Consider the following 23,246-nt stretch of genomic DNA (forward strand, 5'->3'; position numbering starts at 1 on the left):
ATCGTCGGTCCTTACGCCTTCGGCGCGTTCATATAGCCCGGCAGCCAGGCCTCGTGGGCGGTGCGCAGGGCTTCCAGCGAGACGCTGAACAGGCCATCCGACGCGAAGGCTTCCCCGCCCGCGACGCCGGCGATGTTGGCGTGAACGCCCGCATCCTTCGCCGCTTCCAGCACCGCGTCCGGGTCCGGCGTGGCGATCAGGTAGCGCGCCTGGTCTTCGCCCAGCAGATAGGCGTGAGCGTGCGCTTGGCTGCTGGCGTTGAGGGTGATCCCGACCTTGCTGGCCAGGGCCACGTCAGCCGCGGCGACCAGCAGGCCGCCGTCCGACAGGTCGTGGACGCCCGCGACAAGGCCCGAGCTGATCAGACCGCGCACGAAGTCGCCGTTCTTGCGCTCCAGCGCCAGATCGACCGGCGGCGGGGCGCCGTCTTCGCGGCCCAGGATCTCGCGCAGATAGATCGAGGCGCCCAGCTCGCCACGGGTGGCGCCGACCACGACCAGCGTGTCGCCCTCGGCGACATTGCCGAAGCCCGTGCGCAGGTCGTAGTCCTCCAGCAGGCCCACCGCGCCGACGGTGGGCGTCGGCGGAATGGCGACGCCGTTGGTCTCGTTGTAGAGCGACACGTTGCCCGACACGACCGGGAAGTCCAGCACACGGCAGGCCTCGGCCATGCCGTCGGTGGCGCGGACGATCTGGCCCATGGTCTCGGGCTTTTCGGGGCTACCGAAGTTCAGGTTGTCGGTGATGGCGATCGGCAGGGCGCCGGCGGCCGTCAGGTTGCGCCAGGCCTCCGCGACCGCCTGCTTGCCGCCCTCATAGGGGTCGGCCTGGACATAGCGCGGGGTGCAGTCGCTGGTCACGGCGATGGCCTTGCCCGTGCCGTGGATGCGCACGATGCCCGCGTCGCAGCCGGTGGCGCTGTCTTCCAGCGTGTCGGCCATGACGTGGCGGTCGTACTGTTCCCACAGCCAGCGCTTGGAGGCCATGTCCGGGCAGCCGACGATCTTCAGAACCGCTTCGTTCCAGTTCGTCGGAGCGGGGATGGCGGCGGGGTCGAGGCGCGGCTGCAGCGCCGGCTGGACCCAGGGGCGGTCATACAGCGGCGCATCGTAGAACAGCGGCGCCAACGGCACGTCGCAGACCGTCTCGCCGTGATGCTTCAGCACCAGGCGGCCGGTGTCGGTGGTGTAGCCGATGACGGCGGCGTCCAGGCCCCACTTTTCGAAGATGGCGTGGCCGTCCTGCTCGCGGCCGGGCTTGAGGACCGCCAGCATGCGCTCCTGGCTTTCCGACAGCATCATCTCGTAGGCGCTCATGCCGGTCTCGCGCTGCGGGACCATGTCCATGTTCAGCTCGATGCCGACGCCGCCCTTGCCGGCCATCTCGACCGACGAGGAGGTCAGGCCCGCCGCGCCCATGTCCTGGATGGCGGCGACCGCGCCGGTAGCCATCAGCTCCAGCGTGGCCTCGATCAGCAGCTTCTCGGCGAAGGGGTCGCCGACCTGGACGGTGGGGCGCTTCTCCTCGGAGTCCTCCGAGAACTCGGCCGAGGACATGGTCGCGCCGTGGATGCCGTCGCGGCCGGTCTTGGAGCCGAAATAGACGACCGCCAGGCCAGGACCCGGGGCGGCCGAGTAGAAGATGCTGTCGGCCTTGGCCAGGCCCACGCACATCGCGTTGACCAGGATGTTGCCGTTGTAGCCCTTGTGGAAGTTGGTCTCGCCCGCGACGGTGGGCACGCCCACGCAGTTGCCGTAGCCGGCGATGCCGGCGACCACGCCGTCCACCAGGCGCTTGGTCTTCGGATGGCTGGGATCGCCAAAGCGCAGGGCGTTCAAGAGGGCGATCGGCCGCGCGCCCATCGTGAAGACGTCGCGCATGATGCCGCCCACGCCCGTCGCCGCGCCCTGATACGGCTCGATGTACGAGGGGTGGTTGTGGCTCTCCATCTTGAAGATGATCGCGTCGCCGTCGCCGATATCGATGACGCCGGCGTTCTCGCCCGGACCGCAGATCACGCGGGGACCGTCGATCGGGAACTTCTTCAGCTGGTTCTTCGAGGACTTGTACGAGCAGTGCTCGGACCACATCACCGAAAAGACGCCCAGCTCCACCAGGTTGGGCTCGCGGCCCAGGCGCTTGAGGACAACGTCATATTCGGCGGGTTTCAGGCCGAACTCGGCGGCCAATTCGGCCATGGGCTTTTGGGGCGTGCTCATGGGCGCGCCTTCTAACCCGGTCGATCAGATTCCGCCACAGCCGTCAGGCGATTAGGGGCCTCAAGACTTCGGAGAGGCCTGGCCTTCCTTCACCTGGCCGGCGGCTTCGTCCCACATGGCCTTGCCCTGGGCGATCCAGTCGTCGACGACAGCGCCGCCCTTTTCGACCGAACCCATGCGCAGGGACACGCCGATCATCACAGCGCCGAACAGGGCGAGAAGAATGACCACCATGCTGACCAGCGGCGGGACGCTCGAGCGTTTGCGACGCCGGGCCCACACAGGCACGCCGCTGACATAGGTCTCGGGAAACCGAACTTCGGGATCGGCCATGGTGTTTTAACTCTGCGTGTCCGGAAAGGCTCCCGCAGCAGCCTTCTGTTTCTTCTTGGTGCGCCAGATGTCGCTGAGGGGAGGCGTTCGTTCCAGCCATCTCCCCCAAGCGGTGCGGATTAACCTTAATCATCTCGTAACAAGCGAATGTTTTGCCCGAAAATGGCGCTGGGCTAGATTAAACGCGCCTTGGGTCTGTGATCGCCCTCACGAAGAGGCGTTTGGCCGAAAATCCGTGAAAATTCGGAAGCTTAGCTGCAGTTTGGCGGCTTGTTGCGAGGAACGGGAAGAGTCCGGAGCCGTTACAACCTTGTGCGCGCCGACAGCGCGTGGTGAGCAAGAAGGACAAGTCCGATGGCCGAACAGACCCGCACCCCGCAACAACAGTCGAACGATCCGCAGCGCAAGACGCCCGACCAGCAACAGAAGACCGGCGAGCGCCAAGCCGCGCCGGCCGTGACCCCCGGCGTCGAGGGCGCGCCCAGCAAGACAGCGCCCGGTCATGACGCCGCTGGCAAGGACGCTGCTGGCAAGGACTCAGCCAAGCAAAGCGGCCGCTAAAGCGCCGCAGGGCGCGTGGGAACAAGGCGCGCAGGTTTACCCGCCGAACACGCCCCGCACCTGACGCGCCTAAAGAAGGGCCGGCGGTTTGACCGCCGGCCCTTTTGGCTTGGGACGCTCGCGGCTACTTCGCGTCCACGACCGGCAGTTCGATGAAGCTGGCGGTGTCGCCCGCATGGAACACCCGCTGCGTGGCCTTCACGTAGTCATCCGGCTTGGCGAAGAAGATGTTCGGCACAAAGGTCTGCGGGTTGCGGTCATAGAGCGGGAACCAGCTGGACTGCACCTGGACCATAACCCGGTGACCGGGTTTGAAGGTGTAGTTGGCCGTGGGCAGGATGAACTGGTACTTCAGCGGCGTATTCGGCTTCAGGGCCTTGGGCTGGCTGAAGCTCTCGCGATAGCGGCCGCGGAAGATCGTCATGCCGACCGCCAGCTGATAGCCGCCCAGTTCGGGCTGGCTGGGGACCTCGTCGGGATAGACGTCGATCAGCTTGACCACCCAGTCGCTGTCCGTGCCGCTGGTCGAGGCGAACAGGTTCACTTTCGGAACACCGGCGATCTTCAGCGGTTCGGTCAGGGGCTCGCTGACATAGGTCAGCACGTCCGGACGACCATCGACAGAGCGCTGATCGGTCACCAGCCACGGGGTCCAGCGGCTGCGGTCGGAAAACTGCAGCGGGCGAGGGATGTAGGGCACGGGCTTGGCCGGATCGGACACATACTCGGCATAGGCCGCCGCGCCCTTGCCGGCCGCCGGGGCGCTGAAGCCCAACCCGCCGTTGGCGCTAAGATAGAGGTTCTTGCTGGCCTTGCCTGACCCGGCGCCGTCCGCGCCGCCCTGCGGCCAGCGGGCGTAGCGGTTCCAGGTGTTCTGGCCAGGATCGTAGATCAGCACCGGCGGGGTGTCGGCCTTGGGTCCGTCCTTCAGATACTGGTCGAAGAACGGCTTCATCACGTCGCGGCGGAACTGCAGGGCGGTGTCGCCATCCCACTTGAACGGGCCAAGATTATAGCCCTCGTAATTGACCTGGCTGTGCCGCCAGGGACCCAGCACCAGATAGTTCTTGTCGTTGCCGGTGTCCTTGGACTCCATCGCCGGGTACGAGTGCACCGCGCCCCAGATGTCTTCCTGGTCCCACAGGCCCTGGATCCACATGGTCGGCACCTTGAGCGGCGTCTTCTCCATAACCTTGTCCAGCGCCTGCTCGCTCCAGAAGCTGTCATAGGCCGGGTGCTCGAGCATCTTCCGCACCCCCGGAAGCTTATCCACGCCGAACTTCTTGGCGTAGTCGCCCGCCGAGCCTGCACGCAGGAAGTTGGAATAGTCGTCATAGCCCTGACGCTGCACGCCGCTGCCAGAGCCGCGCGACGAGGTCTGGCTGCTGAAGTAGTCGAAATTGTTCTGGCGGAAGGCGCCGTGCTGGAACCAGTCGTCGCCCATCCAGCCGTCGACCATCGGGCTCATCGGCGCGGCCACCTTGAGGGCCGGGTGCGGATTGACCAGGGCCATCATCACCGTGAAGCCCTCGTAGGAGCTGCCTAGCATGCCGACCTTGCCGTTGGTCTCGGGCACGTTCTTCACCAGCCAGTCGATGGTGTCGTAGGCGTCGGTGGAGTGGTCGACCTCGGAGCTGTTCAGCGGTCCCTTGAGCGGACGCGTCATCACATAGTCGCCTTCGGAGCCGTACTTGCCCCGGATGTCCTGGAAGACCCGGATATAGCCGCCGTCGGCGACGAACGGTTCGTCGCCCTGCGGCATGGCGGCCACCATGCGTGGGCTGTCGGCGCGCGCGGCGCGGCCGGCCGCGTTGTAGGGCGTGCGGGTCAGCATGATGGGCAGGCCCCCCGGCGCCTTCTGGCCGCCCTTGGGAACCACGATCACGGTGTAGAGCTTGGTCCCGTCCCGCATCGGGATCATCACGACGCGCTTGTCGTAGTCGTAGTTGACCGTCGCCCGGACGTACTTGCCGTCGATATCCGGCGTCATCGGCGAGACCGGGGCCGAGACCTGGGCGTGGGCGACAGCGCCGAAGGCGCAGAGCGCGGCGGCGGCCAACAGCCCCGCGCGCAAGGTGGTGACGAGACTCATGATTGCCCTCCTACAGAGAGCGGCAGCTTAGGCCCGGTAATCTTAAAGTGCTACAATATAACACTTTCCGTTCGCCCCCTTTCGGGGCGAAGCGCTCAGGCGCTCTGGAAGATGCTGCGGAACAGCACCGCGCCGTCTTCGGAGCCCAGATCGGCGTCGAAGGCCCGGTCGGGGTGGGGCATCAGGCCCAGGACGTTGCCGCCCGCATTGACGATGCCGGCGATGTCGCGGGCCGAGCCGTTGGGGTTTTCCTTGTAGCGGAACACCACCTGGCCTTCGCCCTCGAGACGGTCCAGCGTCTCTTCGTCGGCGAAGTAGTTGCCCTCGCCGTTGCCGACGGTCATCACCGCGTCGCGCTGCTCGCCGTAGCCGGCTGTGAAGCGGGTCTGGCCGTTGACGATGTCCAGCTCGACCGGCTTGCAGACGTATTTGAGGCCCGCATTGCGCAGCAGGGCGCCGGGCAGCAGGCCAACCTCGGTCAGCACCTGGAAGCCGTTGCAGATGCCGACCACGGCCACGCCCTTGCCGGCGGCCGAGACGACCTCTTTCATCACCGGGCTCTGGGCGGCCATGGCGCCGCAGCGCAGATAGTCGCCATACGAGAAACCGCCGGGCAGGACGATCAGATCCAGGTCGTCCGGCAGCGCCGTCTCCTGGTGCCAGACCATTTCGACACGCGCCCCAGCGGAGCGCTCGATGGCGACCTTGCAGTCACGATCGCAGTTCGAACCCGGAAAAACGATGACGGCGGCTTTCATGGCGCGGGCCTGTAGCACCGTTCGGCCCTCGCTGTCATCCCGGCGAAAGCCGGGACCGCCGGAAACCCGGCGCTTCCCGTGGTCCCGGCTCTACGCTTCGCTTCGGCCGGGATGACAGCTCGCTAAGCGCATTCATCCAGCTCAGGCGCCACAGCCTCGCCGCTGGGGGCGGGGAAGGGGACCTTGAAGGTGAAGGCCGCCGGCGTCGGGCCGTGGGTCTCCAGGTGCGCCAGCGTCTCCAGGGCTTCCGCGACGGTGGGCGTGTGGCCGGCCGGGACCCACCACAGCGCCATATAGAGGTCCATGTGCTCGAACCACTCGCGACGGCGGCGCATGATCTCGACGTGGTCGCTGCGATAGACGAAGGCGCCGAGCGAGGGGATGTCGGTCCAGACCGACAGGTTCGGGATGAACAGCGGATCGTTGTCGATCGCCAGGTCCGTGGCGTTGTTGCCCTCGCCCGTGAGGCGCCAGACGAAGCCTGGAGAGGCCTCGGCCAGGGCGTTGATGCGGTCGAGGTTGTCGACGAAGTCCTTGATCATCGGGTGATCGATCGGGGCCTTCAGGCGTCCGACATTGACCTGGGCCAGGTGGAACTTGGCGCTCATCGACGGTCTCCCTTCCGCGCGTGCCTCACGGGGCGGCTGACCCAGTGGTTCCCGCCTTGGGGGAGGGTGTCAACCGACAGGCCGTGACGATCTGAAGGTCCGGTGGTCGGCAGGATGCCGATGGTGGACTTCGACCGTGGGCGGGACCTTGGCTCCCTGCGTCCTTCGAGGCGCGCTCAAGAGCGCGCACCTCAGGATGAGGGCCTCAGCAACAGACTTCCTCATCCTGAGGTGTGAGCCGTAGGCGAGCCTCGAAGGACGCATTGCGGTAGGAGCCCGACCTCCCCGGCGAACGTCGGCGCCGAAGACGCAAATCCTCCCCCCAGCGGGGGAGGAGGCCGAAGGCCGGAGGGGGAAGCGCCGCCGAGCCGGCCTCTTCCCCCTCCGTCGGCTTCGCCGACACCTCCCCCGCTAGGGGGAGGATTGGTCCGAAATCCACCCCAACCAGACAATCAACATGCGCCGGTGCATCCCCTCCGCCCCGTCGCCCCTCAAAGCTCGATCATGTCGAAGTCCGACTTCGGTGTCCCGCAGAGCGGACACAGCCACCCCGCCGGAATGTCCGCCCAGCGGGTGCCGGGCGCGAGACCCTCGCCGGGGTCGCCCTGTTCCTCGTCGTAGATGTAGCCGCAGGTGCGGCACTGCCAGACCTTGAAGGGTTCCGCGCTCATCGCCGCCTCAGTGCAGCTTGAAGCGGATCGGCACCGACTTGGGGCCGCAGACGAAGTTGGCGACCATGCGGGTGGGCGCGCCGTCCAGCTCGACATGGTCGAGGCGGGCGAGGAGTTCTTCCCACAGCACCCGCATCTCCATCCGCGCCAGGTGTTGGCCCAGGCAGATGTGGGCGCCGTAGCCGAAGGCGACGTGCTTGTTGGGCGTGCGATCGACGCGGAAGGTGAAGGGGTCTTCGAACACCGCCTCATCGCGATTGCCGGACGGATAGGACAGCATCATCCAGTCACCCTTGGCGATCTTCTGGCCGCCCAGTTCGGCGTCGGCGGTGGCGGTGCGCATGAAGTGCTTCACGGGCGTGACCCAGCGGATCGACTCCTCGATCAGGCCCGGGATCAGCGACGGATCGGCCTTGACCTTGGCGAACTGGTCGGGGTTTTCGGCCAGCGCCCATAGCGCGCCGGCGGTGGTCGAGGAGGTGGTGTCGTGCCCGGCGGTAGCGGCGATGATGTAGTAGCTCATCGCCTCCAGGTGGCCCATCGGCTCGCCATTGATCTTGCCGTTGGCGATCAGGGTGGCCAGGTCGTCGCGCGGGTTGGCCCGGCGATCCTCAGTGATCGCGTTGAAATACATCATGAAGTCCATGACCACGGACTGGATGCTGTCGACGCCCTCGCCGACGTCGGTCACCGACTTGCCGGTGCGGTTCAGATCCGGGTCGGCGTTGCCGAACAGCTCCTGGGTTAGTTTCAGCATGCGGGGCTCGTCGCTCTCAGGCACGCCCAGCACTTCCATGATCACGTGCAACGGATACAGGAACGCCACGTCGCGGGCGAAGTCGCAGCGGTCGCCGTGCTCGGCCATGCGGTCGACGAAGCCCCGCGCGATCTCGCGGATCCGCGCCTCCAGCGCCCGCAGGTTCTGCGGCAGCAGCGCGCCTTGGGTGATCTTGCGGTAGGCGAAGTGGTCGGGGTTATCCATCTGCACCAGCGAGCGGACGAGGTGAGGGGATCCGCCCATCATCTCGCGCACCTTCTTGTCGGCCTCGATGGTGGTGATGACGGTGGCGCGGTCGCCGTTGTGGAACAGCTCGTTCTGGCGCTCGACCTCCAGGATGTCGGCGTGACGCGTGACCACCCAGAACGGATCAAAGCCGTCGGGCTGGGCGACCGCCAGCGGCGCTTCACGGCGCAGGTGGGCGAAGGCCTGGTCGATCCGGTCGCCGTCGGCATAGGCCTTGGGGTCGATAATGGTGTTGGCGATGTCGGTCGAGATCGTCATGCAGGCCTCCTGGCTCCTCCCGAGGATGGCTCTGCGGCTATCTCAATTATTTGCTTGTTGTCCAACAAATAACTAAGTTCGGCAAGATGACATCGTCCCTTAAGGTCCCCGAGCGCCGCACCCAGTCCGACCGCCGCCAGCAGTCGGAGGCCGAACTGCTGCGCGCCGCCGCCGAGCTGATCGCCGAGCAGGGCGTGGCGGCGGCCACCTTCGAGAACATCGGCGCGCGGGCGGGCTACAGCCGAGGCCTGGCCACCCAGCGGTTCGGCTCCAAGCACGGGCTGATCGAGGCCTTGATCGCCAGGCTGCAGGCCAGGCTTCAGGCGCAGATGGACGACCGACGGCTAGACCAAACCAACGGGCTGGAGGCGGTGTTGGGCTTTGTCGACGCGTTCCTGACGACCCTGTCGCAGGACGGGGAGCTGCGGGCCTATTTCGTGATGATGGCCAGCGCGGTCGGCGACATGTCCGACCTGCGCGCGCCCTTCGCCGCCGCCCACAAGGAGGCCGAGCAGCGTCTGGAGGCGATGGTGCTTCGAGGTCAGGCCGAGGGCGTCATCCGGCCGGATCTCAACGCCGACGCGGCGGCGCTGATGGTGGGGTCACTGCTGCTGGGGGTGTCGACGCAGCTGCTGATCGATCCCGGCATGGACCTTGAGCCGATCCGGCGGACCAGCTTGGCGACGTTGCGGGTCAGTTTTGGGGTCTAAAATGGAAGCCCTCTCTCAAAGAGAGAGGGACCGAATAGGCCCTCAGGCCACGTCGATGCGGTAGCTTTCGATGACCGTGTTGGCGAGCAGCTTTTCGCACATGGTCTTGACCTCGGCCTTGGCGGCTTCGGCGTCGGTGGCGTCGAGGTCGAACTCAATGACGCGGCCGACGCGGGCGTCCTTGACCGACGGCCAGCCCAGGCCGTGCAGGGCGTTCTCGACAGCCTTGCCCTGAACGTCGAGGACGCCGGGCTTCAGGAACACGTGGACGGTGGCTTTCACTCTAACTTCTCCCTTCGCGACGCTGGCGTCGCGACGAACGCCGAAGGCTTCTTAGTGCACGCCGCCCTGAATGACGGTCGGCATTTCCTTCATGATGCCGAGGCGGCGGGCCACCTCGGTGTAGCTTTCGATGACATTGCCCAGATCCCGGCGGAAGCGGTCCTTGTCCAGCTTCTCGTTGGTCACGGTGTCCCACAGGCGGCAGCTGTCGGGGCTGATCTCGTCGGCCAGGATGACGCGGCTGAAGTCGCCTTCGTAGATGCGGCCGAACTCGACCTTGAAGTCCACCAGGGTGATGCCGACGCCGCTGAACAGGCCCGACAGATAGTCGTTCACCCGCAGGGCCATGGCCATCATGTCGTCGATCTCCTGGGTCGCGGCCCAGTTGAACGCGGTGATGTGCTCCTCGGTGACCATCGGGTCGCCGAGCTTGTCGTCCTTGTAGTAGAATTCGATGATCGAGCGGGGCAGGGGCTGGCCCTCGGTCAGGCCCAGGCGCGTGGCGATCGAGCCAGCGGCGATGTTGCGCACCACGACTTCGAGCGGAACGATCTCGACTTCCTTGATCAACTGCTCGCGCAGGTTCAGCCGGCGGATGAAGTGGTTCTGGACGCCGATCCCGTTCAGGCGAGTCATGATGTACTCGCTGATCCGGTTGTTGATGACGCCCTTGCCTTCGAGGATGGCCTTTTTCTGAGCGTTGAACGCCGTCGCGTCGTCCTTGAAGTACTGGATCAGCGTGCCGGGCTCGGGCCCCTCGTAAAGGATCTTGGCCTTGCCTTCGTAGATCTTCTTGCGACGGGTCGTCATGGCTCTCGTCGAGGCCCTTTCCGGAATCGCGCGCTACCCCAGCCCAGGATCTTCCCGGAAAACGAAAAGCGCGCGCGGCGGATAGCTGCGCGCGGCGTTCGACTCAAGGCCGCTCACTTTAAAATTCTCGCTAAACCTACTCGAATGAGCGCGGGATCGCAAACCAGCGCCCGGAGTTTGGTCTATGACGCGCTACGAAACGTCGCCTGCGGCTTATCCGCCGATTGCAGCGACGAGCGCCACGATATATGCAGCCGGCGTAGGAGCATGATAGCCGAAAGTGGACGCCGGTTTTGGCGACCATCATGCTCAAAATGATTTGGAATTAGAGCCTGTTTGGCCAGATCGACCGATCTGGCTCAACGGGCTGGCGACTTTGAGGCTTCCATGACCACCTTCGACGAACGCGAACAGGGTTTCGAACGCAAGTTCGCGCACGACCAGGAACTGGAATTCAAGGCGACCGCGCGCCGTAACCGCCTGCTGGGCGAATGGGCCGCCGGCCTGATGGGCCTGGCGACCGTGGAAGAGTACGCGCGCGCCGTCGTGAAGTCCGACTTCGAACAGCCGGGCGACGAGGATGTGCTGCGCAAGGTCTTCGAAGACCTGAAGGGCGCCGGCGTCTCGACCACCGAGGGCGAGGTCCGCATGAAGATGGCCGAGCTGCTGGCTCAAGCCCGCGAGCAGATCAAGTCTGAGTAGGCGTTCGGAGCGTCACTCTGGACAAGACAAGGGGCCGCTCCCAACCGGGGCGGCCCTTTTTCTGTGGCTGTCTTGACGCCGGGCGCCCGCGCCGTGGCGGCCGTCCTCGCCCTTCGACAGGCTCCGGATGAGGATTTCCATCCGGCTGTTCGTCAGCTTTGGGCCAGCCCGTCGCGGAGCGCGGCCCAGGCCGCCGCCTTCTGCGCGAACGTACGCGCCGCATAGGCGGGGCTGGAGGAGGGCAGGGCCAGGGTGCTGACCCGTGTCCCGATGAGACGGCCGCCCAGCCGCCCGGCGGTTCCCCCGTTGAAGGCCACCAGCCGCAGCGCGGGCAAGGTGTCGATCAAGGCCATGAGGTCGTTGGCGGCGGGCTCGCGGATGGCGGCGTCCAGGCTGCCGGGCCGCCGCGCCGTCTCGATCACGTCCCAGAGGCCGACGCCGTGCGCCAGCAGCGCGGCCAGGCGATCCTCGTAGGGGAGCGCGACTAGCGGCGCGTCGATCACCCCTTCCATCAACCGCCAGAAGGCGTTGCGGGGATGGCCATAGTACTGGCCCGCCGCCAGGGAGGCGTCGCCGGGCAAGCTGCCCAGGATCAGCACGCGGGTGTGTGCGTCGACGACGGGCGGGAAGCCGCGCTTAGCCGCGTCCATTGGGCGGATCGTTGCGCAGCCATCCGGTGACTGTCAGGCGCAGCGCGCCGGCATAGGGCGCGACTGGGGCCACCGAGTGCTGCTGGGGCACCTTGAACAGGGTCAGGACGTTGAACGCCGGCGCGAAGCCGCGCGTGACGTCGCCCTGGTCGTCGTGGAACAGCAGCTGACCGCCCCAGTCCGGCCGCCACTGGCGCGTCAGGCCCAGCGTGTAGGCGGCCAGGCGCTCGCCGACCCCGGTGTCGTCGTGCTGGGTCAGGAAATCGCCGGGCCGATAGCAGGTGGCCTGTCCGTCGATCTTGGTGATCCCGCGCTCGCCGGTGACGGCCGCGCCGAAGGCGATGAACGCGGGGCTGTTCAGGAACGCGGTCAGGGCGTGGATCGGATGGCCCGGATCCCGGCCCCCGACCAGCGCGTCGATCATCGGATAGCCGAGATAGACATAGGCAAAGCCGCTGCGGGCCCGCAGGGTGGCCGCGTGCAGGCGGTCGGCCACGGCCTGATCGCCCAGCTCGCCGCGCCGCGCCCGGCTGATCACCTCGGCCCCGCCGCGCTCATCCGAGCAGATGATGTCCCAGTCGATGGTCTGTTCGAGGATGCCCGCCAGGCGATCGACGACCTCGGGCTCGAACACCTCGGGGATGCGCACCACGCCCTCACGGGCGTAGGCGTCCGCGAACGCCGCCGGATCCAGCGCGGGATTGAGGCGCAGGACCGGCGGCTGGCTCATGCTCAGCCCTTTTCGCCGAAGACGCGCTGGAAGATCACGTCGACGTTCTTGGTGTGATAGCCAAGGTCGAACAGCTCTTCGAGTTCGGTCTCGGTCAGGGCCTTGGACACGACCGGATCGGCCTTCAGGAAGTCGAGGAACCGGCCCTCGCCGCGCCAGACCTTCATGGCGTTACCCTGCACGGCCGCATAGGCGTCCTCGCGGCTGACGTCCTTGTGGGTCAGGGCCAGCATCACGCGCTGCGAGAAGACCAGGCCCCCCAGCTTGTCTAGGTTCTTGGCCATGTTGTCGGGATAGATGTTGAAGCGCTCGATCACGCCCGCCAGACGGCGCAGGGCGAAGTCGAGGTGGATGGTGGCGTCGGGGCCGATGCCGCGCTCGACCGACGAGTGGCTGATGTCGCGCTCGTGCCAGAGGGCGACGTTCTCCATGGCCGGCACGACGGCCGAGCGGACCAGGCGGGCCAGGCCGGTGAGGTTCTCGGTCAGGATCGGGTTGCGCTTGTGCGGCATGGCCGACGAGCCCTTCTGGCCCGGATCGAACGGCTCTTCGGCTTCCAGCACCTCGGTGCGCTGCAGGTGGCGGATCTCGGTGGCCAGGCGCTCGACCGACGAGGCCACGACGCCCAGGGCCGCGAAATAGGCCGCGTGGCGGTCGCGCGGGATCACCTGGGTCGAGACCGGCTCGACGGCCAGGCCCATCTTGTCGGCCACGTGCTGTTCGACGCGCGGATCGACATTGGCGAAGGTGCCCACGGCGCCCGAGATCGCGCAGGTGGCGATCTCGAACTTGGCCATCGCCAGGCGCTCCTTGGCGCGCTGGAACTCGGCGTAGTAGCCCGCGAGCTTCAGGCCAAAGGTGATCGGTTCGGCGTGGATGCCGTGGCTGCGGCCGACGCAGACGGTCATCTTGTGCTCCATGGCCCGGCGCTTGAGCGCGGCCAGGACTAGGTCGACGTCTTCGAGCAGAAGGTCGGTAGCGCGCGACAGCTGCACGGCGAAGCAGGTGTCCAGCACGTCGCTGCTGGTCATGCCCTGGTGCAGGAAGCGGGCTTCGGGACCGACGATCTCGGAGACGTGGGTCAGGAAGGCGATGACGTCGTGCTTGGTGACGCGTTCGATCTCGTCGATGCGGTCGCTGTCCCAGACCGCGTCGCGGCCCTTTTCCCAGATCGTCTCGGCGGCGAGCTTGGGGATGACTCCCAGCTCGGCCATGGCGTCGGCGGCGTGGGCCTCGATCTCGAACCAGATCTTGTACTTGGTCTGGCTGGACCAGATGGCGGCGGCTTCGGGGCGGGCGTAGCGGCTGATCATGGGCGGGCGTTTCGGCCCGACCGCCCCGGGAGTCAAGGGAAGAGACTTATTACTTAGGCCAATCCTCCCCCCAGCGGGGGAGGTGTCCGCGCAGCGGACGGTGGGGGAAGTTCCGCCGATCCTGCCTCTTCCCCCTCCGTCGTCTCTTTGAGCCGACACCTCCCCCGCGAGGGGGAGGGTTTTTAGCCTTAAGCCTTCGCCCGCGCCTCGAAGTGCTTGACCATGCCGATGGCGGCCAGGGCGTAGTGCAGGCCGGCCCAGGCGTAGAAGCACAGCGAGACGATGATGCCCTGCTGGCTGGCCACCGACAGGGTGGTCTTGCACTGGGCGACCAGTTCGGCCGAGGCGCCTTTGGGCGCGATGCCGCCCGGGCAGGCGCTGGCGAAGCTCTGGCCCGCCTCGCCGCCGAACGAGCCCAGCACGCTGGCGATCACGCCGCCGCCCGGATGGTTGAAGTGGAACTGGGCCAGGTGGTCGATCAGCCAGCCGGTGAAGACCGGCCCGCCGCCCAGGGCGATCAGGTTCAGGAAGAAGAACAACAGCGCCGTCGCCGTCGCCCGGCGGCGCGGCTCGACTGAGTTCTGCACCACGCCGAAGGTCGGGGCCAGGTACACATAGTGGAAGATGCCGGGGACCAGCAGGATCAGGGCGGTGGTCTGCCAGTCGGTCTGCAGATAGGCGGCGATATAGATCGGGGTGCAGATAATCAGGCCGATGGCCGGGGTCAGGGCGTACCACTTGGCGCTGCGCTTGCCGGCCCAGTCGCTCAAGAAGCCGCCGACCAGGGTGCCGACGCCCGCCGAGAAGCCGCCGATCAGGCCGGTGATCAGGCCTACCTGCGCCAGGCCCAGGTCAAAGGCGCGGACGAAGTACGACGGCACGAAGGCGCCCGAGCCGTACGAGCCGAACGAGGCGATGGTCACGCCCAGCACCATGTGCAGCACCGGCCACTTGCCGAACAGCACCTTGGTGACCGCCCAAAGCTCCTTGAACTCGTTGGCCATCGAGAACGCCGGCTTGGCGGGCTCGACCACGACGTCCTCAGCCTCCAGCGGGCGTTCGACGATCTCGGAATGGCCGCGCGGCGGCTCCTTGACCACCAGCTTGACGATCACCGCCAGCAGAATGCCCGGCAGGCCGACGATCACGAAGGCCACGCGCCAGCTGAACTCCTGGGCCAGCCAGCCGCCGGCCACCGCGCCGAACATCGTGCCCAGCGGAATGCCGAAGGAATAGATCGACAGGGCCGTGGCCCGCTTCTTGGGCTCGTAATAGTCGCTGATCAGCGAGTGGCTGGGCGGCGAGCAGCCGGCCTCGCCGACGCCGACGCCGAAGCGGAACAGGGCCAGCTGGGTGAAGTTGGCGGCCGCGCCGCACAGGGCCGTGAAGCCCGACCAGATCACCAGCGACACCGAGATGATCGTCACTCGGTTGAAGCGCTCGGCCAGACGCGCGATCGGGATGCCGAGGATGGTGTAGAGCAGGGCGAAGTAGAGCCCGCCCAGCAAGCCCAACTGCGTGTCGGTGAGCTTCAGGTCGACCTTGATGGCCTGACCGATGGTCGCGATGATCGTCCGGTCGATGAAGTTGAAGGTGTAGGTGGCCAGCAGCAGCCCCAGCACCGCGGCCTTGTAGCCGTTCGAGTAAAGCGGCCGATCGCCGCCGGACGCCCGCGCGTCGGCCATACTGACTCTCTCCCTTCAAACATTTGTTCTAATTGTTTGAGGGACTGTGACCGAGCGGAAGCCAAAGCGCCAGTGGGGATTTTCGGGCGATAAAATCCTCCCCCGATGGGGGAGGTGGCCGAAGGCCGGAGGGGGAAGTTCTGTTGAACCTGCCGCTTCCCCCTCCGTCGTCTCTTCGAGCCGACACCTCCCCCGCGTGGGGGAGGATTTTCAGTCAGCTGACCATCTCGTCTCGGATGGTCTTACGGGCGGCCCAGAACAGTCCGAAGGCGCCCAATCCCAGCGTCGCCGACAGGATCAGCGCCCAGCGCACGCCCTGCGCCTCGCCCAGCCCCACCGGTCCGGCCAGGATGTCGCTCAGCAGGCCGACGACCAGCGGGCCCAGGCCAAGGCCGATCAGGTTGATGATCAGCAGCAGAACCGCCGAGGCCGTCGCGCGCAACGCCGGGTCGACGATGCTCTGAGCCGTCGCGTAGACGGGGCCGTACCACAGGGTGCCCAGAAGGGCGTTGACGGCCAGCAGGCTGATCGCGGCCATCGGCGCATCGAGGCTCATGGCGACAACAAAGATCGGGATCGTGATCACCGAGGCGATGGCCGGTACGGTGACATAGGCCCGCAGGTCCTTGGCCCCCAGGCGGTCGGCGAAGACGCCGCCCAGCCAGGCGCCGATCACGCCGGCCGTCCCGCCGATCAGGCCCAGGGCCAGGCCCAGGAACCCGGCCGACTTCAGGCCGAACATCCCGGCCAGCTCGGCGATCTCCGCGCCGTGGACGCGGAAAAAGAACGAGGCGGTGAAGGGCGCATGGCCATAGCCGATGAAGGCCTTGATCGAGGCGGCCAGCGCCACCAGCCAGAAGGTCTTCTTGGTGGCCAGCACCGCCAGCGCCGCGGCGAAGCTGATCTGCAAGCTGGCGCGGGCGGCCATTTCGGCGGCCAGCTTCTTGCGCGGCTCGATCAGCGTGAAGGCGGCGACCAGCGCGAACACCAGTCCCGGGGCGCCGGCGACCATGAAGGCCACGCGCCAGCCATAGGCGTCGGCCACCAGTCCGCCCATCGCCATGCCGGCCAGGGTGCCCAGCGGTGTGCCGATCGAATAGAAGGCGATGGCGCTGGCCCGCTTCTCCTTGGGCACATAGTCGGTGATCAGCGAGTGCGCGGGCGGGGTGCAGCCGGCCTCGCCGACGCCCACGCCGATACGGGCCAGGATCAGCTGCCAGAAGTTCTGGGTGAAGCCGCACAGCACGGTGAAGGCGCTCCACGCCGCCACCGAAATCCCGATGATGTAGGGGCGGTTCTTGGTCTCGGCGATGCGGGCGATCGGGATGCCCAGCACCGTGTAGAAGATGGCGAAGGCCAGGCCCGTCATCATGCCCAGCTGCCAGTCGGCCAGGCCCAGGTCACGCTTGATCGGCTCAGCCAGGATATTGACCACCTGCCGGTCCAGGAAGTTCAGGGTGTAGATGATCAGCAGCACCCACAGGGCGTAACGGCGATAGGCCGTCGACACCGGGGCGATGACGGGCGACGGCGTGGCGGGTTGCGCCATGGACTCTCTCTCCCTCGAACATTTGTTCTAATCGTTGAGGGCAACTTAGACGCAGGCTAAGCGAAAACGCCATCCGGCATTTTCGAAACAGCTTCAGGAGCGCGCGGCGTGGAACTCGTGATCGGCACCAAGCAGTGGTCCACCTGGTCGCTGCGCCCGTGGCTGGCGCTCAAGCGGGCGGGCGTCGACTTCGCCGAGATCGAGGTCGCGCTTCGTCGCGGCGAAGCCACCGCCGACGAGATCGGCCGCATCTCGCCCAGCCGGCTGGCCCCAGCGCTGCGGGACGGCGATCTGGTGATCTGGGACTCGCTGGCGATCTGCGAGTACCTGGCCGAAAAGTTCCCCGAGGCGAAGCTTTGGCCCGACGATCCGGCGCTGCGCGCGCTGGGGCGTTCGGCGTGCGCGGAGATGCACTCAGGCTTTCAGGCGCTGCGGAGCGAATGCCCGATGGCGCTCGACGAACCGCCCCGTGTGCTTGAGCTTTCCGAAGCGACGCAGAAGAACGTCCGCCGCATCGTGGCGCTGTGGACCGCGCTCCTGGCTCGCTCGCACGGCCCGTTCCTGCTGGGCGCGTGGTCGATCGCCGACGCGTTCTACACGCCGGTGGCGACGCGGTTCAGAACCTATGGCGTCAAGCTGGCCGACTACGGCGACGCCGGCGCGGCCCAGGCCTATGCGGAGCGCCTGCTGGAGACGCCGGAGTTCCTGGAGTGGGAGCGGGCAGCGCTGGTGGGGTGAGGTTTGCTCGTCTCGTCCATCAGAGCGGGAGGAGACTTAGCGCGAACCCGCGTAACCCAATCCTCCCCCTAGCGGGGGAGGTGGCGCGAAGCGCCGGTGGGGGAAGTTCTGCGTGCCTTGCCTCTTCCCCCTCCGTCGGCTGCGCCGACACCTCCCCCGCTGGGGGGAGGATTGGCGTAGCCCTCACAACCCAAACGCCGCCAGCAGCCTGTCGGCCGCCGCCGATGCGGGAACCTCGCCCTGACGCACCGCCGTCTCCAGCTCCGGAACCAGCGCCGCCACGGCCGGGGCGGTCTTGAAGGCGTCTTCCAAGCGGTCGCGGACCATGGCCCACATCCAGCGGGCGTCCTGGTCGGCGCGGCGAGACGCTCGGGCCCCATTGGCGGTCATCACCTCGCGGTGGCGCTGGATCTGCGTCCACAGGACGTCCAGCCCCTGGCCGGTGAGACCCGACGCCGTCAGCACCGGCGGCGTCCAGTCCGGATGGGCGGGGGTGAGGATATGCAGGGCGTTGCGATAGTCGCGAGCCGAACGTTCGGCCTTAGCCGGATCGGCGTCGGCCTTGTTGATGACCAGGAGGTCGGCCAGTTCGATCAGGCCTTTCTTGATCCCCTGTAACTCGTCGCCGCCGCCGGGAATGAGCAGCGCCAGGAAGATGTCGACCATGTCGGCGACGACGGTCTCGGACTGACCCACGCCCACGGTTTCGACGATGACCACGTCGAAGCCGGCGGCTTCGCACAGCAGCATGGCCTCGCGGGTCTTGCGCGCAACGCCGCCGAGAGCGCCGCCGGAGGGCGAGGGGCGGATGAAGGCGTTGGGCTGGACGCTGAGCTGCTCCATCCGCGTCTTGTCGCCCAGGATCGAGCCGCCGTGACGGCCTGACGAGGGATCGACGGCCAGCACCGCCACCTTGTGACCGGCCGCAACCAGGTCGCAGCCGAACCGCTCGATCGTCGTCGACTTGCCCGCGCCCGGCACGCCGGTGATCCCGATCCGCTGCGCTTGGCCCGTCAGCGGCATAAGCCGCGACAGCAGCGTGCGCGCGGCGGCCTGATGGTCGGGGCGGCGGCTTTCGACCAGGGTGATGGCGCGCGCCAGGGCCGCGCGGTCGCCGGCGACCAGGCGGGGCTCCAAGGCGTCGATGTCGAGCGTGGGGATCACGTCCCCCGATTAGAGGACGACGGCGGTCCCGGAAACCGAAACCATCATCATCGAGCCTTGCGGGCCGACGGTGTTGTAGTCGAGATCAACCGCCAGGATGGCGTTGGCCCCCAGCTTCTCGGCTTCCTTCATGAGGTTCTTCATCGCGTCCTCGCGGGCGCGGGCCAGGACACGCTCATACGATTTGGAATGACCGCCGATGAAGTCGCGGATCGCCGCCAGGAGGTCCAGCACGACATTGGCGCCCAGGATCGACTGGGCGTAGATCGCGCCCTTGTACTCCTGGACAGGGCGGCCTTCGATAAAGGGCGTCGTGGTGATCAGCATCCGAGAATCCTGGCGGACTATAGGGTTAACTTAGGCGCAAACGCCGCCTTTCGCGAGGGGCTCCCTCCGCGCGCGAGACTTTCGATCACGCCGTTCGCTCAATGCGGGAATCTCGTGCGCCAGCCCTTCCTGCGGGGGCGGGCTTAAGGCAGATTGGCCGCGTTTACCGTGTCCCGGAGCCGTTTGGTGATCTTCGCGAAATCGCACGTCGAGCTGCACAACATCCGCGCCAATGTGGAGCGGGTGAAGAAGCTCTCCGACAACGTCGTCGGCGTGGGGCCGCTGGGCGTGGGTCTGGACGGTCTGCTGACCTGGATTCCGGGGGCGGGCGAGCTCTACAGCCTGGGCGCGGGCGGCCTGATCGTGCTGGACGCGGTGCGGGCGCGGGCCGCGCCGATGGTCATCATCCAGATCTGCGCGATCATCCTGATCGATACGGTCGCCGGCTCGGTGCCGGTGGCCGGCAAGGTGGCGGACGTGCTGTTCACCGGCCACAAGTGGTCGGCGGACATGTTGACCAAGCACATGGACGACACGATCTATTTCGAAGGGACCCGCAAGGAGGTCCAGGCGACGCAAGAATATCGCGACCTTCTGGCCCGCATCCAGGCGGGCAAGGAGAAGCGACGGGTCGTGTTCCTGGGCTAGGGCGTGACGTCGAAAGTGGGAACCGGTTTTGGCAAGGGTCACGCTCTAAGTGTTTGATTTAGAGCCTCTCTATCGCGTCAAAACGATTCCGTTTTGACGCGCGAGGCTCTAGCGGCAACGACAACAGGGACGGAGCGTTGAGCCAAGCATGACCGACGAAATCTCCGTTTCAGCCGACTATTCCGACCGGCATGCCGGGCGTCGCGCCAAGGCCCATCGGGCCTGGCGTTCGGCGGAAACCATCAAGGGTCTGTCTGATCGCCTGATTGGCCTTGGCCCGTTCGGTCTGGGCCTGGACGGCGTGCTGTCGTGGGTTCCGGGCGTGGGCCCGCTGTACAGCGTCGGCGCGGGCGCGTTCCTCCTGTTCAACGCCGTCAGCGCCGGCGCCTCGGCCGCGACGCTCGCCCGGATGCTGGCCTATGTCCTGGCCGACACCGCGACCGACGCCGTGCCGTTCGCGGGTTCGGTCGTCGACATGCTGTTCCCGGGCCACCTGATGGCGGCCAAGGCGCTGCAGAAGGACATCGAGACCCGCCACGGCCTGCCCGATGACATCGCCGCCGAACGCGCCAAGAAGAAGCGGGGGCTGTTCCGCAAGAAGGGCGGCTAGAGCCCCTTAGCTATATAGACCCGACAGGCTCTAACGGATGATCGGAAGCTCGGCGAGGCACAGCGACACGCTAGGCAGCGCCAGGGCGGTGACGGTTTCCTGCGCCCCGTGATGGGTCACGTCGCGATAGACGCCGTCCACCAGGCCGCGATGCACAATGAGCGTATCGGTGTTCACATCCACGACCCAGTAGTCGCGAACCCCGTGCTGGGCGTAGAGTTCGGCCTTAAAGGCCAGATCGCTCCGCAGGGTTGATTGGGCGACCTCTATGACGAGACCCACGTTCGACCCATTGATTTGGCCCAGCGAAAGCGCCTGATCATAGAGATAGAGGTCCGGATCTGGCGCGTTGGTCGGCGACAGCCTCAGGGTCGACTCGACCATCACCTGAACAGCATCGCCGACGGATAGGATGAACTGTTTCGCGATCTGCATTTTCAGCCGCGAATGGAGTTCTCCTTCGGACGCCATCTCGACCAGCGCTCCATCGATCAGCTCGACGCGGGCGCTCTCATCGAGGATGCCCGCTTCCTGCATGCGCAGAACGTCGTCCAGCGTGAAGCGGTGCTGTTGCGAGGTCTCCAGCGCTCGAGCCAGGGCGTTCATGACCCTAGTCTAGCACACGCAAGGCTGGCCGCACACTCGCCGGTCAGGCCGCGTCCTGCGTATAGCCGAGCTGCCGGTTCAACTGGTCCAGAAGCTCGATCGCCGCCTCGGCGATGACCGTCCCCGGCGGGAAGATCGCCGCAGCGCCGGCGTCGCGCAGGGCCTGGAAGTCCTGGGGCGGGATAACCCCACCCACGACCATCAAGATGTCGTCGCGGCCCTGCTTGGCCAGCTCGGCCTTCAGCTCCGGGGCCAGGGTCAGGTGGCCGGCGGCCAGCGAGCTGGCGCCCACCACGTGGACGTCGTTCTCCACCGCTTGGCGGGCGGCCTCGGCCGGGGTCTGGAACAGCGGGCCGATGTCGACGTCGAAGCCGAGGTCGGCGAAGGCGGTGGCGATCACCTTCTGGCCGCGGTCATGCCCGTCCTGGCCCATCTTGGCGATCAGGATGCGCGGACGGCGACCGTCGGCCTGCTCGAACGCCTCGACCATGGCCTTGGCGCGGGCCGCCGTCGGATCGTTGCCGGCCTCCTTCATATAGACCCCCTGGATCGACTTGATCTCGGCGCGGTGACGGCCGAACACCTTCTCCAGGGCGTAGCTGATCTCGCCCACCGTGGCCTTGGCGCGAGCGGCGTCGACGGCCAGGGCTAGCAGGTTGCCATTGCCCCGCGCGCCGTCCTCCAGCGCCTTCAGGGCGGCTTCGGTGGCGGCCGGATCGCGTTCGGCCTTCAGGCGGGCCAGCTTCTCCAACTGCTGGGCGCGGACCGCGCCATTGTCGACCTTCAGCACCGGGATGTCGTCGGCGACCTCGGGCTTGTAGCGATTGACGCCCACGACGCTCTGTTTGCCGCTGTCGATGCGGGCCTGGGTGCGAGCGGCGGCTTCTTCGATGCGGAGCTTCGGCAGGCCCTGCTCGATGGCCTTGGCCATGCCGCCCAGCGCCTCGACCTCTTCGATATGGGCCAGAGCCTTCTGAGCCAGCTCGTAGGTCAGGCGCTCGACATAGTAGCTGCCGCCCCAGGGGTCGGCGACGCGGGTCGTGCCGCTCTCCATCTGCAGGAACAACTGGGTATTGCGGCTGATCCGGGCCGAGAAGTCGGTCGGCAGGGCCAGGGCTTCGTCCAGGCTGTTGGTGTGCAGGCTCTGGGTCTGGCCGTTCACGGCGGCCATGGCCTCGACGCAGGTGCGCGAGACGTTGTTGAACACGTCCTGCGCGGCCAGCGACCAGCCCGAGGTCTGGCTGTGGGTGCGCAGGGACAGCGAGCGGTCGTCCTTGGGCTCGAACTCGCGCTTCATCAGGCGGGCCCACAGCAGGCGCGCGGCCCGCATCTTCGCCACTTCCATGAAGTAGTTCATGCCGATCGCCCAGAAGAACGACAGGCGCGGCGCGAACTGGTCGATGCTCATGCCCGCCGCGACGCCGGCGCGGGCGTATTCGACGCCGTCAGCCAGGGTGTAGGCCAGCTCCAGGTCGGCCGTCGCTCCGGCCTCCTGCATGTGATAGCCGCTGATCGAGATCGAGTTGAACTTGGGCATGTTCGCCGAGGTGAAGGCGAAGATGTCCGAGATGATCCGCATCGAGGGCGCGGGCGGATAGATGTAGGTGTTCCGCACCATGAACTCTTTGAGGATGTCGTTCTGGATCGTCCCCGACAGCTTGTCGGGGCTGACGCCCTGTTCCTCGGCCGCGACGATGTAGAGCGCCAGGATCGGCAGCACCGCGCCGTTCATGGTCATCGACACGCTCATCTTGTCGAGCGGGATGCCCGAGAACAGCGTGCGCATGTCCAGGATCGAGTCGATGGCCACGCCGGCCATGCCGACGTCGCCCTTCACCCGCTCGTGGTCTGAGTCATAGCCGCGGTGGGTGGCCAGGTCGAAGGCCACCGACAGACCCATCTGACCGGCCGCCAGGTTGCGGCGATAGAAGGCGTTGGAGTCTTCGGCGGTCGAGAAGCCCGCGTACTGACGCACCGTCCATGGGTTGGTCACGTACATGGTCGGGTAGGGGCCGCGCACGAACGGCGCCACGCCCGGGAACCCGCCGGTGAAGTCGAGGCCCGCAACGTCGCTCGCGTCGAAGGCCGGGGCCACGGCGACGCCCTCCGGCGTGTTCCAGGCTTCGCCCTGCGGCGCGGCGGGGGCGGGGACTTCGGCGAAGTCGATCTGGGTGAAGTCGGGGAACGTGCTCATGAGC

The 23,246-nt window shown here is 66.8% G+C and carries 21 protein-coding genes and 4 pseudogenes; 7 read left to right on the forward strand and 18 right to left on the reverse strand.

Going from position 1 to position 23,246, the window contains the following annotated elements:
* Nucleotides 1-11: 11 nt before the first annotated feature.
* The gene (gene purL, locus CA606_RS05570; RefSeq protein ID WP_096052029.1) at nucleotides 12-2,219 is read right to left on the reverse strand and encodes a phosphoribosylformylglycinamidine synthase subunit PurL; all 2,208 of its coding nucleotides are present in this window, start codon (nucleotides 2,217-2,219) and stop codon (nucleotides 12-14) included.
* A gap of 93 nt (nucleotides 2,220-2,312) precedes the next feature.
* Nucleotides 2,313-2,552: pseudogene (locus CA606_RS05575) on the reverse strand (hypothetical protein); the annotation flags it as partial.
* Nucleotides 2,553-2,906: 354 nt separating this feature from the next.
* Between CA606_RS05575 and CA606_RS05580 the strand changes: the two are divergent.
* Nucleotides 2,907-3,113 carry a hypothetical protein gene (locus tag CA606_RS05580; RefSeq protein WP_096052027.1) on the forward strand — a complete coding sequence of 69 codons (207 nt, stop codon included), beginning with the start codon at nucleotides 2,907-2,909 and terminating at the stop codon, nucleotides 3,111-3,113.
* Nucleotides 3,114-3,237: 124 nt separating this feature from the next.
* Here CA606_RS05580 and CA606_RS05585 read toward each other — a convergent pair whose 3' ends face one another.
* From CA606_RS05585 to CA606_RS05595, 3 genes are all read right to left on the reverse strand, one after another.
* A complete protein-coding gene (locus CA606_RS05585) occupies nucleotides 3,238-5,205 on the reverse strand; it encodes a CocE/NonD family hydrolase (RefSeq protein WP_096052026.1) in 1,968 nt (655 codons plus the stop codon).
* 95 nt (nucleotides 5,206-5,300) lie between these two features.
* Entirely contained in the window at nucleotides 5,301-5,963 is a 663-nt protein-coding gene (gene purQ, locus CA606_RS05590; RefSeq protein WP_096052025.1) for a phosphoribosylformylglycinamidine synthase subunit PurQ, read from the reverse strand.
* Nucleotides 5,964-6,085: 122 nt separating this feature from the next.
* Nucleotides 6,086-6,571 (reverse strand): DUF3291 domain-containing protein, encoded by a 486-nt coding sequence (locus tag CA606_RS05595; protein ID WP_096052024.1) that lies wholly within the window; start codon nucleotides 6,569-6,571, stop codon nucleotides 6,086-6,088.
* A 320-nt stretch (nucleotides 6,572-6,891) separates the two neighbouring features.
* On the opposite strand from CA606_RS05595, the pseudogene CA606_RS19965 reads away from it, so the two are divergent.
* Nucleotides 6,892-7,040: pseudogene (locus tag CA606_RS19965) on the forward strand (hypothetical protein); the annotation flags it as partial.
* Nucleotides 7,041-7,062: 22 nt separating this feature from the next.
* Here CA606_RS19965 and CA606_RS05600 read toward each other — a convergent pair.
* Both CA606_RS05600 and CA606_RS05605 read right to left on the reverse strand, forming a co-directional pair.
* Entirely contained in the window at nucleotides 7,063-7,242 is a 180-nt protein-coding gene (locus tag CA606_RS05600) for a rubredoxin (protein ID WP_096052023.1), read from the reverse strand.
* A 7-nt stretch (nucleotides 7,243-7,249) separates the two neighbouring features.
* Complete coding sequence (locus tag CA606_RS05605; RefSeq protein WP_096052022.1) at nucleotides 7,250-8,524, reverse strand: cytochrome P450; 1,275 nt, start codon at nucleotides 8,522-8,524, stop codon at nucleotides 7,250-7,252.
* Nucleotides 8,525-8,610: 86 nt separating this feature from the next.
* On the opposite strand from CA606_RS05605, the pseudogene CA606_RS05610 reads away from it, so the two are divergent.
* Nucleotides 8,611-9,298, forward strand: a pseudogene (locus CA606_RS05610) (TetR/AcrR family transcriptional regulator).
* Here CA606_RS05610 and purS read toward each other — a convergent pair.
* Both purS and purC read right to left on the reverse strand, forming a co-directional pair.
* Nucleotides 9,277-9,516: a phosphoribosylformylglycinamidine synthase subunit PurS gene (gene purS, locus CA606_RS05615; protein ID WP_010920350.1), complete on the reverse strand. Its 240-nt coding sequence runs from the start codon at nucleotides 9,514-9,516 to the stop codon at nucleotides 9,277-9,279. The pseudogene CA606_RS05610 and the gene purS sit on opposite strands and share 22 nt — an antisense overlap.
* A 51-nt stretch (nucleotides 9,517-9,567) precedes the next feature.
* On the reverse strand, nucleotides 9,568-10,326 hold the full coding sequence (gene purC, locus CA606_RS05620; RefSeq protein ID WP_096052020.1) for a phosphoribosylaminoimidazolesuccinocarboxamide synthase: 759 nt from the start codon (nucleotides 10,324-10,326) through the stop codon (nucleotides 9,568-9,570).
* Between the two features lie 387 nt (nucleotides 10,327-10,713).
* Between purC and CA606_RS05625 the strand changes: the two genes are divergently transcribed.
* The gene (locus CA606_RS05625; protein WP_096033821.1) at nucleotides 10,714-11,028 is read left to right on the forward strand and encodes a DUF1476 domain-containing protein; all 315 of its coding nucleotides are present in this window, start codon (nucleotides 10,714-10,716) and stop codon (nucleotides 11,026-11,028) included.
* Between the two features lie 64 nt (nucleotides 11,029-11,092).
* On the opposite strand, the pseudogene CA606_RS05630 reads toward CA606_RS05625, so the two are convergent.
* From CA606_RS05630 to CA606_RS05650, 5 genes and pseudogenes are all read right to left on the reverse strand, one after another.
* Nucleotides 11,093-11,678: pseudogene (locus CA606_RS05630) on the reverse strand (DNA-deoxyinosine glycosylase); the annotation flags it as partial.
* On the reverse strand, nucleotides 11,665-12,408 hold the full coding sequence (locus CA606_RS05635) for a 2OG-Fe(II) oxygenase family protein (RefSeq protein ID WP_096052018.1): 744 nt from the start codon (nucleotides 12,406-12,408) through the stop codon (nucleotides 11,665-11,667). The gene CA606_RS05635 and the pseudogene CA606_RS05630, both read right to left, overlap by 14 nt.
* Before the next feature lie 2 nt (nucleotides 12,409-12,410).
* Entirely contained in the window at nucleotides 12,411-13,721 is a 1,311-nt protein-coding gene (gene purB / locus CA606_RS05640; protein ID WP_096052017.1) for an adenylosuccinate lyase, read from the reverse strand.
* Nucleotides 13,722-13,909: 188 nt separating this feature from the next.
* Complete coding sequence (locus CA606_RS05645) at nucleotides 13,910-15,406, reverse strand: spinster family MFS transporter (protein WP_096052016.1); 1,497 nt, start codon at nucleotides 15,404-15,406, stop codon at nucleotides 13,910-13,912.
* A gap of 214 nt (nucleotides 15,407-15,620) precedes the next feature.
* Nucleotides 15,621-16,955 carry a spinster family MFS transporter gene (locus tag CA606_RS05650; RefSeq protein WP_096052015.1) on the reverse strand — a complete coding sequence of 445 codons (1,335 nt, stop codon included), beginning with the start codon at nucleotides 16,953-16,955 and terminating at the stop codon, nucleotides 15,621-15,623.
* Nucleotides 16,956-17,063: 108 nt separating this feature from the next.
* On the opposite strand from CA606_RS05650, the gene CA606_RS05655 reads away from it, so the two are divergent.
* Complete coding sequence (locus tag CA606_RS05655; protein WP_096052014.1) at nucleotides 17,064-17,693, forward strand: glutathione S-transferase family protein; 630 nt, start codon at nucleotides 17,064-17,066, stop codon at nucleotides 17,691-17,693.
* 183 nt (nucleotides 17,694-17,876) lie between these two features.
* Here CA606_RS05655 and meaB read toward each other — a convergent pair whose 3' ends face one another.
* Entirely contained in the window at nucleotides 17,877-18,857 is a 981-nt protein-coding gene (meaB, locus tag CA606_RS05660; RefSeq protein WP_096052013.1) for a methylmalonyl Co-A mutase-associated GTPase MeaB, read from the reverse strand.
* 9 nt (nucleotides 18,858-18,866) lie between these two features.
* Nucleotides 18,867-19,184 (reverse strand): heavy metal-binding domain-containing protein, encoded by a 318-nt coding sequence (locus CA606_RS05665; protein WP_096052012.1) that lies wholly within the window; start codon nucleotides 19,182-19,184, stop codon nucleotides 18,867-18,869.
* 183 nt (nucleotides 19,185-19,367) lie between these two features.
* Here CA606_RS05665 and CA606_RS05670 point away from each other — a divergent pair, with 183 nt between their 5' ends.
* Both CA606_RS05670 and CA606_RS05675 read left to right on the forward strand, forming a co-directional pair.
* Nucleotides 19,368-19,832: a DUF4112 domain-containing protein gene (locus CA606_RS05670; protein WP_096052011.1), complete on the forward strand. Its 465-nt coding sequence runs from the start codon at nucleotides 19,368-19,370 to the stop codon at nucleotides 19,830-19,832.
* Nucleotides 19,833-19,980: 148 nt separating this feature from the next.
* The gene (locus CA606_RS05675; RefSeq protein WP_096052010.1) at nucleotides 19,981-20,442 is read left to right on the forward strand and encodes a DUF4112 domain-containing protein; all 462 of its coding nucleotides are present in this window, start codon (nucleotides 19,981-19,983) and stop codon (nucleotides 20,440-20,442) included.
* Nucleotides 20,443-20,472: 30 nt separating this feature from the next.
* On the opposite strand, the gene CA606_RS05680 is transcribed toward CA606_RS05675, so the two are convergent.
* Together CA606_RS05680 and scpA are read right to left on the reverse strand one after the other, a co-directional pair.
* On the reverse strand, nucleotides 20,473-21,048 hold the full coding sequence (locus CA606_RS05680; RefSeq protein ID WP_096052009.1) for a Uma2 family endonuclease: 576 nt from the start codon (nucleotides 21,046-21,048) through the stop codon (nucleotides 20,473-20,475).
* Between the two features lie 43 nt (nucleotides 21,049-21,091).
* Complete coding sequence (scpA, locus tag CA606_RS05685) at nucleotides 21,092-23,242, reverse strand: methylmalonyl-CoA mutase (protein ID WP_096052008.1); 2,151 nt, start codon at nucleotides 23,240-23,242, stop codon at nucleotides 21,092-21,094.
* Nucleotides 23,243-23,246: the final 4 nt, after the last annotated feature.

The organism is Caulobacter vibrioides, assembly GCF_002310375.3.
GTDB lineage: Bacteria > Pseudomonadota > Alphaproteobacteria > Caulobacterales > Caulobacteraceae > Caulobacter > Caulobacter vibrioides_D.

What these genes read in the sequence shown, in the direction of transcription:
- purQ (WP_096052025.1), bottom strand. Translation starts at nt 5,963, where the DNA reads ATGAAAGCCGCCGTCATCGTTTTTCCGGGTTCGAACTGCGATCGTGAC.
- CA606_RS05585 (WP_096052026.1), bottom strand. Translation starts at nt 5,205, where the DNA reads ATGAGTCTCGTCACCACCTTGCGCGCGGGGCTGTTGGCCGCCGCCGCG.
- CA606_RS05680 (WP_096052009.1), bottom strand. Translation starts at nt 21,048, where the DNA reads ATGAACGCCCTGGCTCGAGCGCTGGAGACCTCGCAACAGCACCGCTTC.
- CA606_RS05580 (WP_096052027.1), top strand. Translation starts at nt 2,907, where the DNA reads ATGGCCGAACAGACCCGCACCCCGCAACAACAGTCGAACGATCCGCAG.
- scpA (WP_096052008.1), bottom strand. Translation starts at nt 23,242, where the DNA reads ATGAGCACGTTCCCCGACTTCACCCAGATCGACTTCGCCGAAGTCCCC.
- CA606_RS05600 (WP_096052023.1), bottom strand. Translation starts at nt 7,242, where the DNA reads ATGAGCGCGGAACCCTTCAAGGTCTGGCAGTGCCGCACCTGCGGCTAC.
- CA606_RS05650 (WP_096052015.1), bottom strand. Translation starts at nt 16,955, where the DNA reads ATGGCGCAACCCGCCACGCCGTCGCCCGTCATCGCCCCGGTGTCGACG.
- CA606_RS05595 (WP_096052024.1), bottom strand. Translation starts at nt 6,571, where the DNA reads ATGAGCGCCAAGTTCCACCTGGCCCAGGTCAATGTCGGACGCCTGAAG.
- CA606_RS05645 (WP_096052016.1), bottom strand. Translation starts at nt 15,406, where the DNA reads ATGGCCGACGCGCGGGCGTCCGGCGGCGATCGGCCGCTTTACTCGAAC.
- CA606_RS05665 (WP_096052012.1), bottom strand. Translation starts at nt 19,184, where the DNA reads ATGCTGATCACCACGACGCCCTTTATCGAAGGCCGCCCTGTCCAGGAG.
- CA606_RS05675 (WP_096052010.1), top strand. Translation starts at nt 19,981, where the DNA reads ATGACCGACGAAATCTCCGTTTCAGCCGACTATTCCGACCGGCATGCC.
- CA606_RS05625 (WP_096033821.1), top strand. Translation starts at nt 10,714, where the DNA reads ATGACCACCTTCGACGAACGCGAACAGGGTTTCGAACGCAAGTTCGCG.
- CA606_RS05635 (WP_096052018.1), bottom strand. Translation starts at nt 12,408, where the DNA reads ATGAGCCAGCCGCCGGTCCTGCGCCTCAATCCCGCGCTGGATCCGGCG.
- CA606_RS05605 (WP_096052022.1), bottom strand. Translation starts at nt 8,524, where the DNA reads ATGACGATCTCGACCGACATCGCCAACACCATTATCGACCCCAAGGCC.
- purC (WP_096052020.1), bottom strand. Translation starts at nt 10,326, where the DNA reads ATGACGACCCGTCGCAAGAAGATCTACGAAGGCAAGGCCAAGATCCTT.
- purB (WP_096052017.1), bottom strand. Translation starts at nt 13,721, where the DNA reads ATGATCAGCCGCTACGCCCGCCCCGAAGCCGCCGCCATCTGGTCCAGC.
- purL (WP_096052029.1), bottom strand. Translation starts at nt 2,219, where the DNA reads ATGAGCACGCCCCAAAAGCCCATGGCCGAATTGGCCGCCGAGTTCGGC.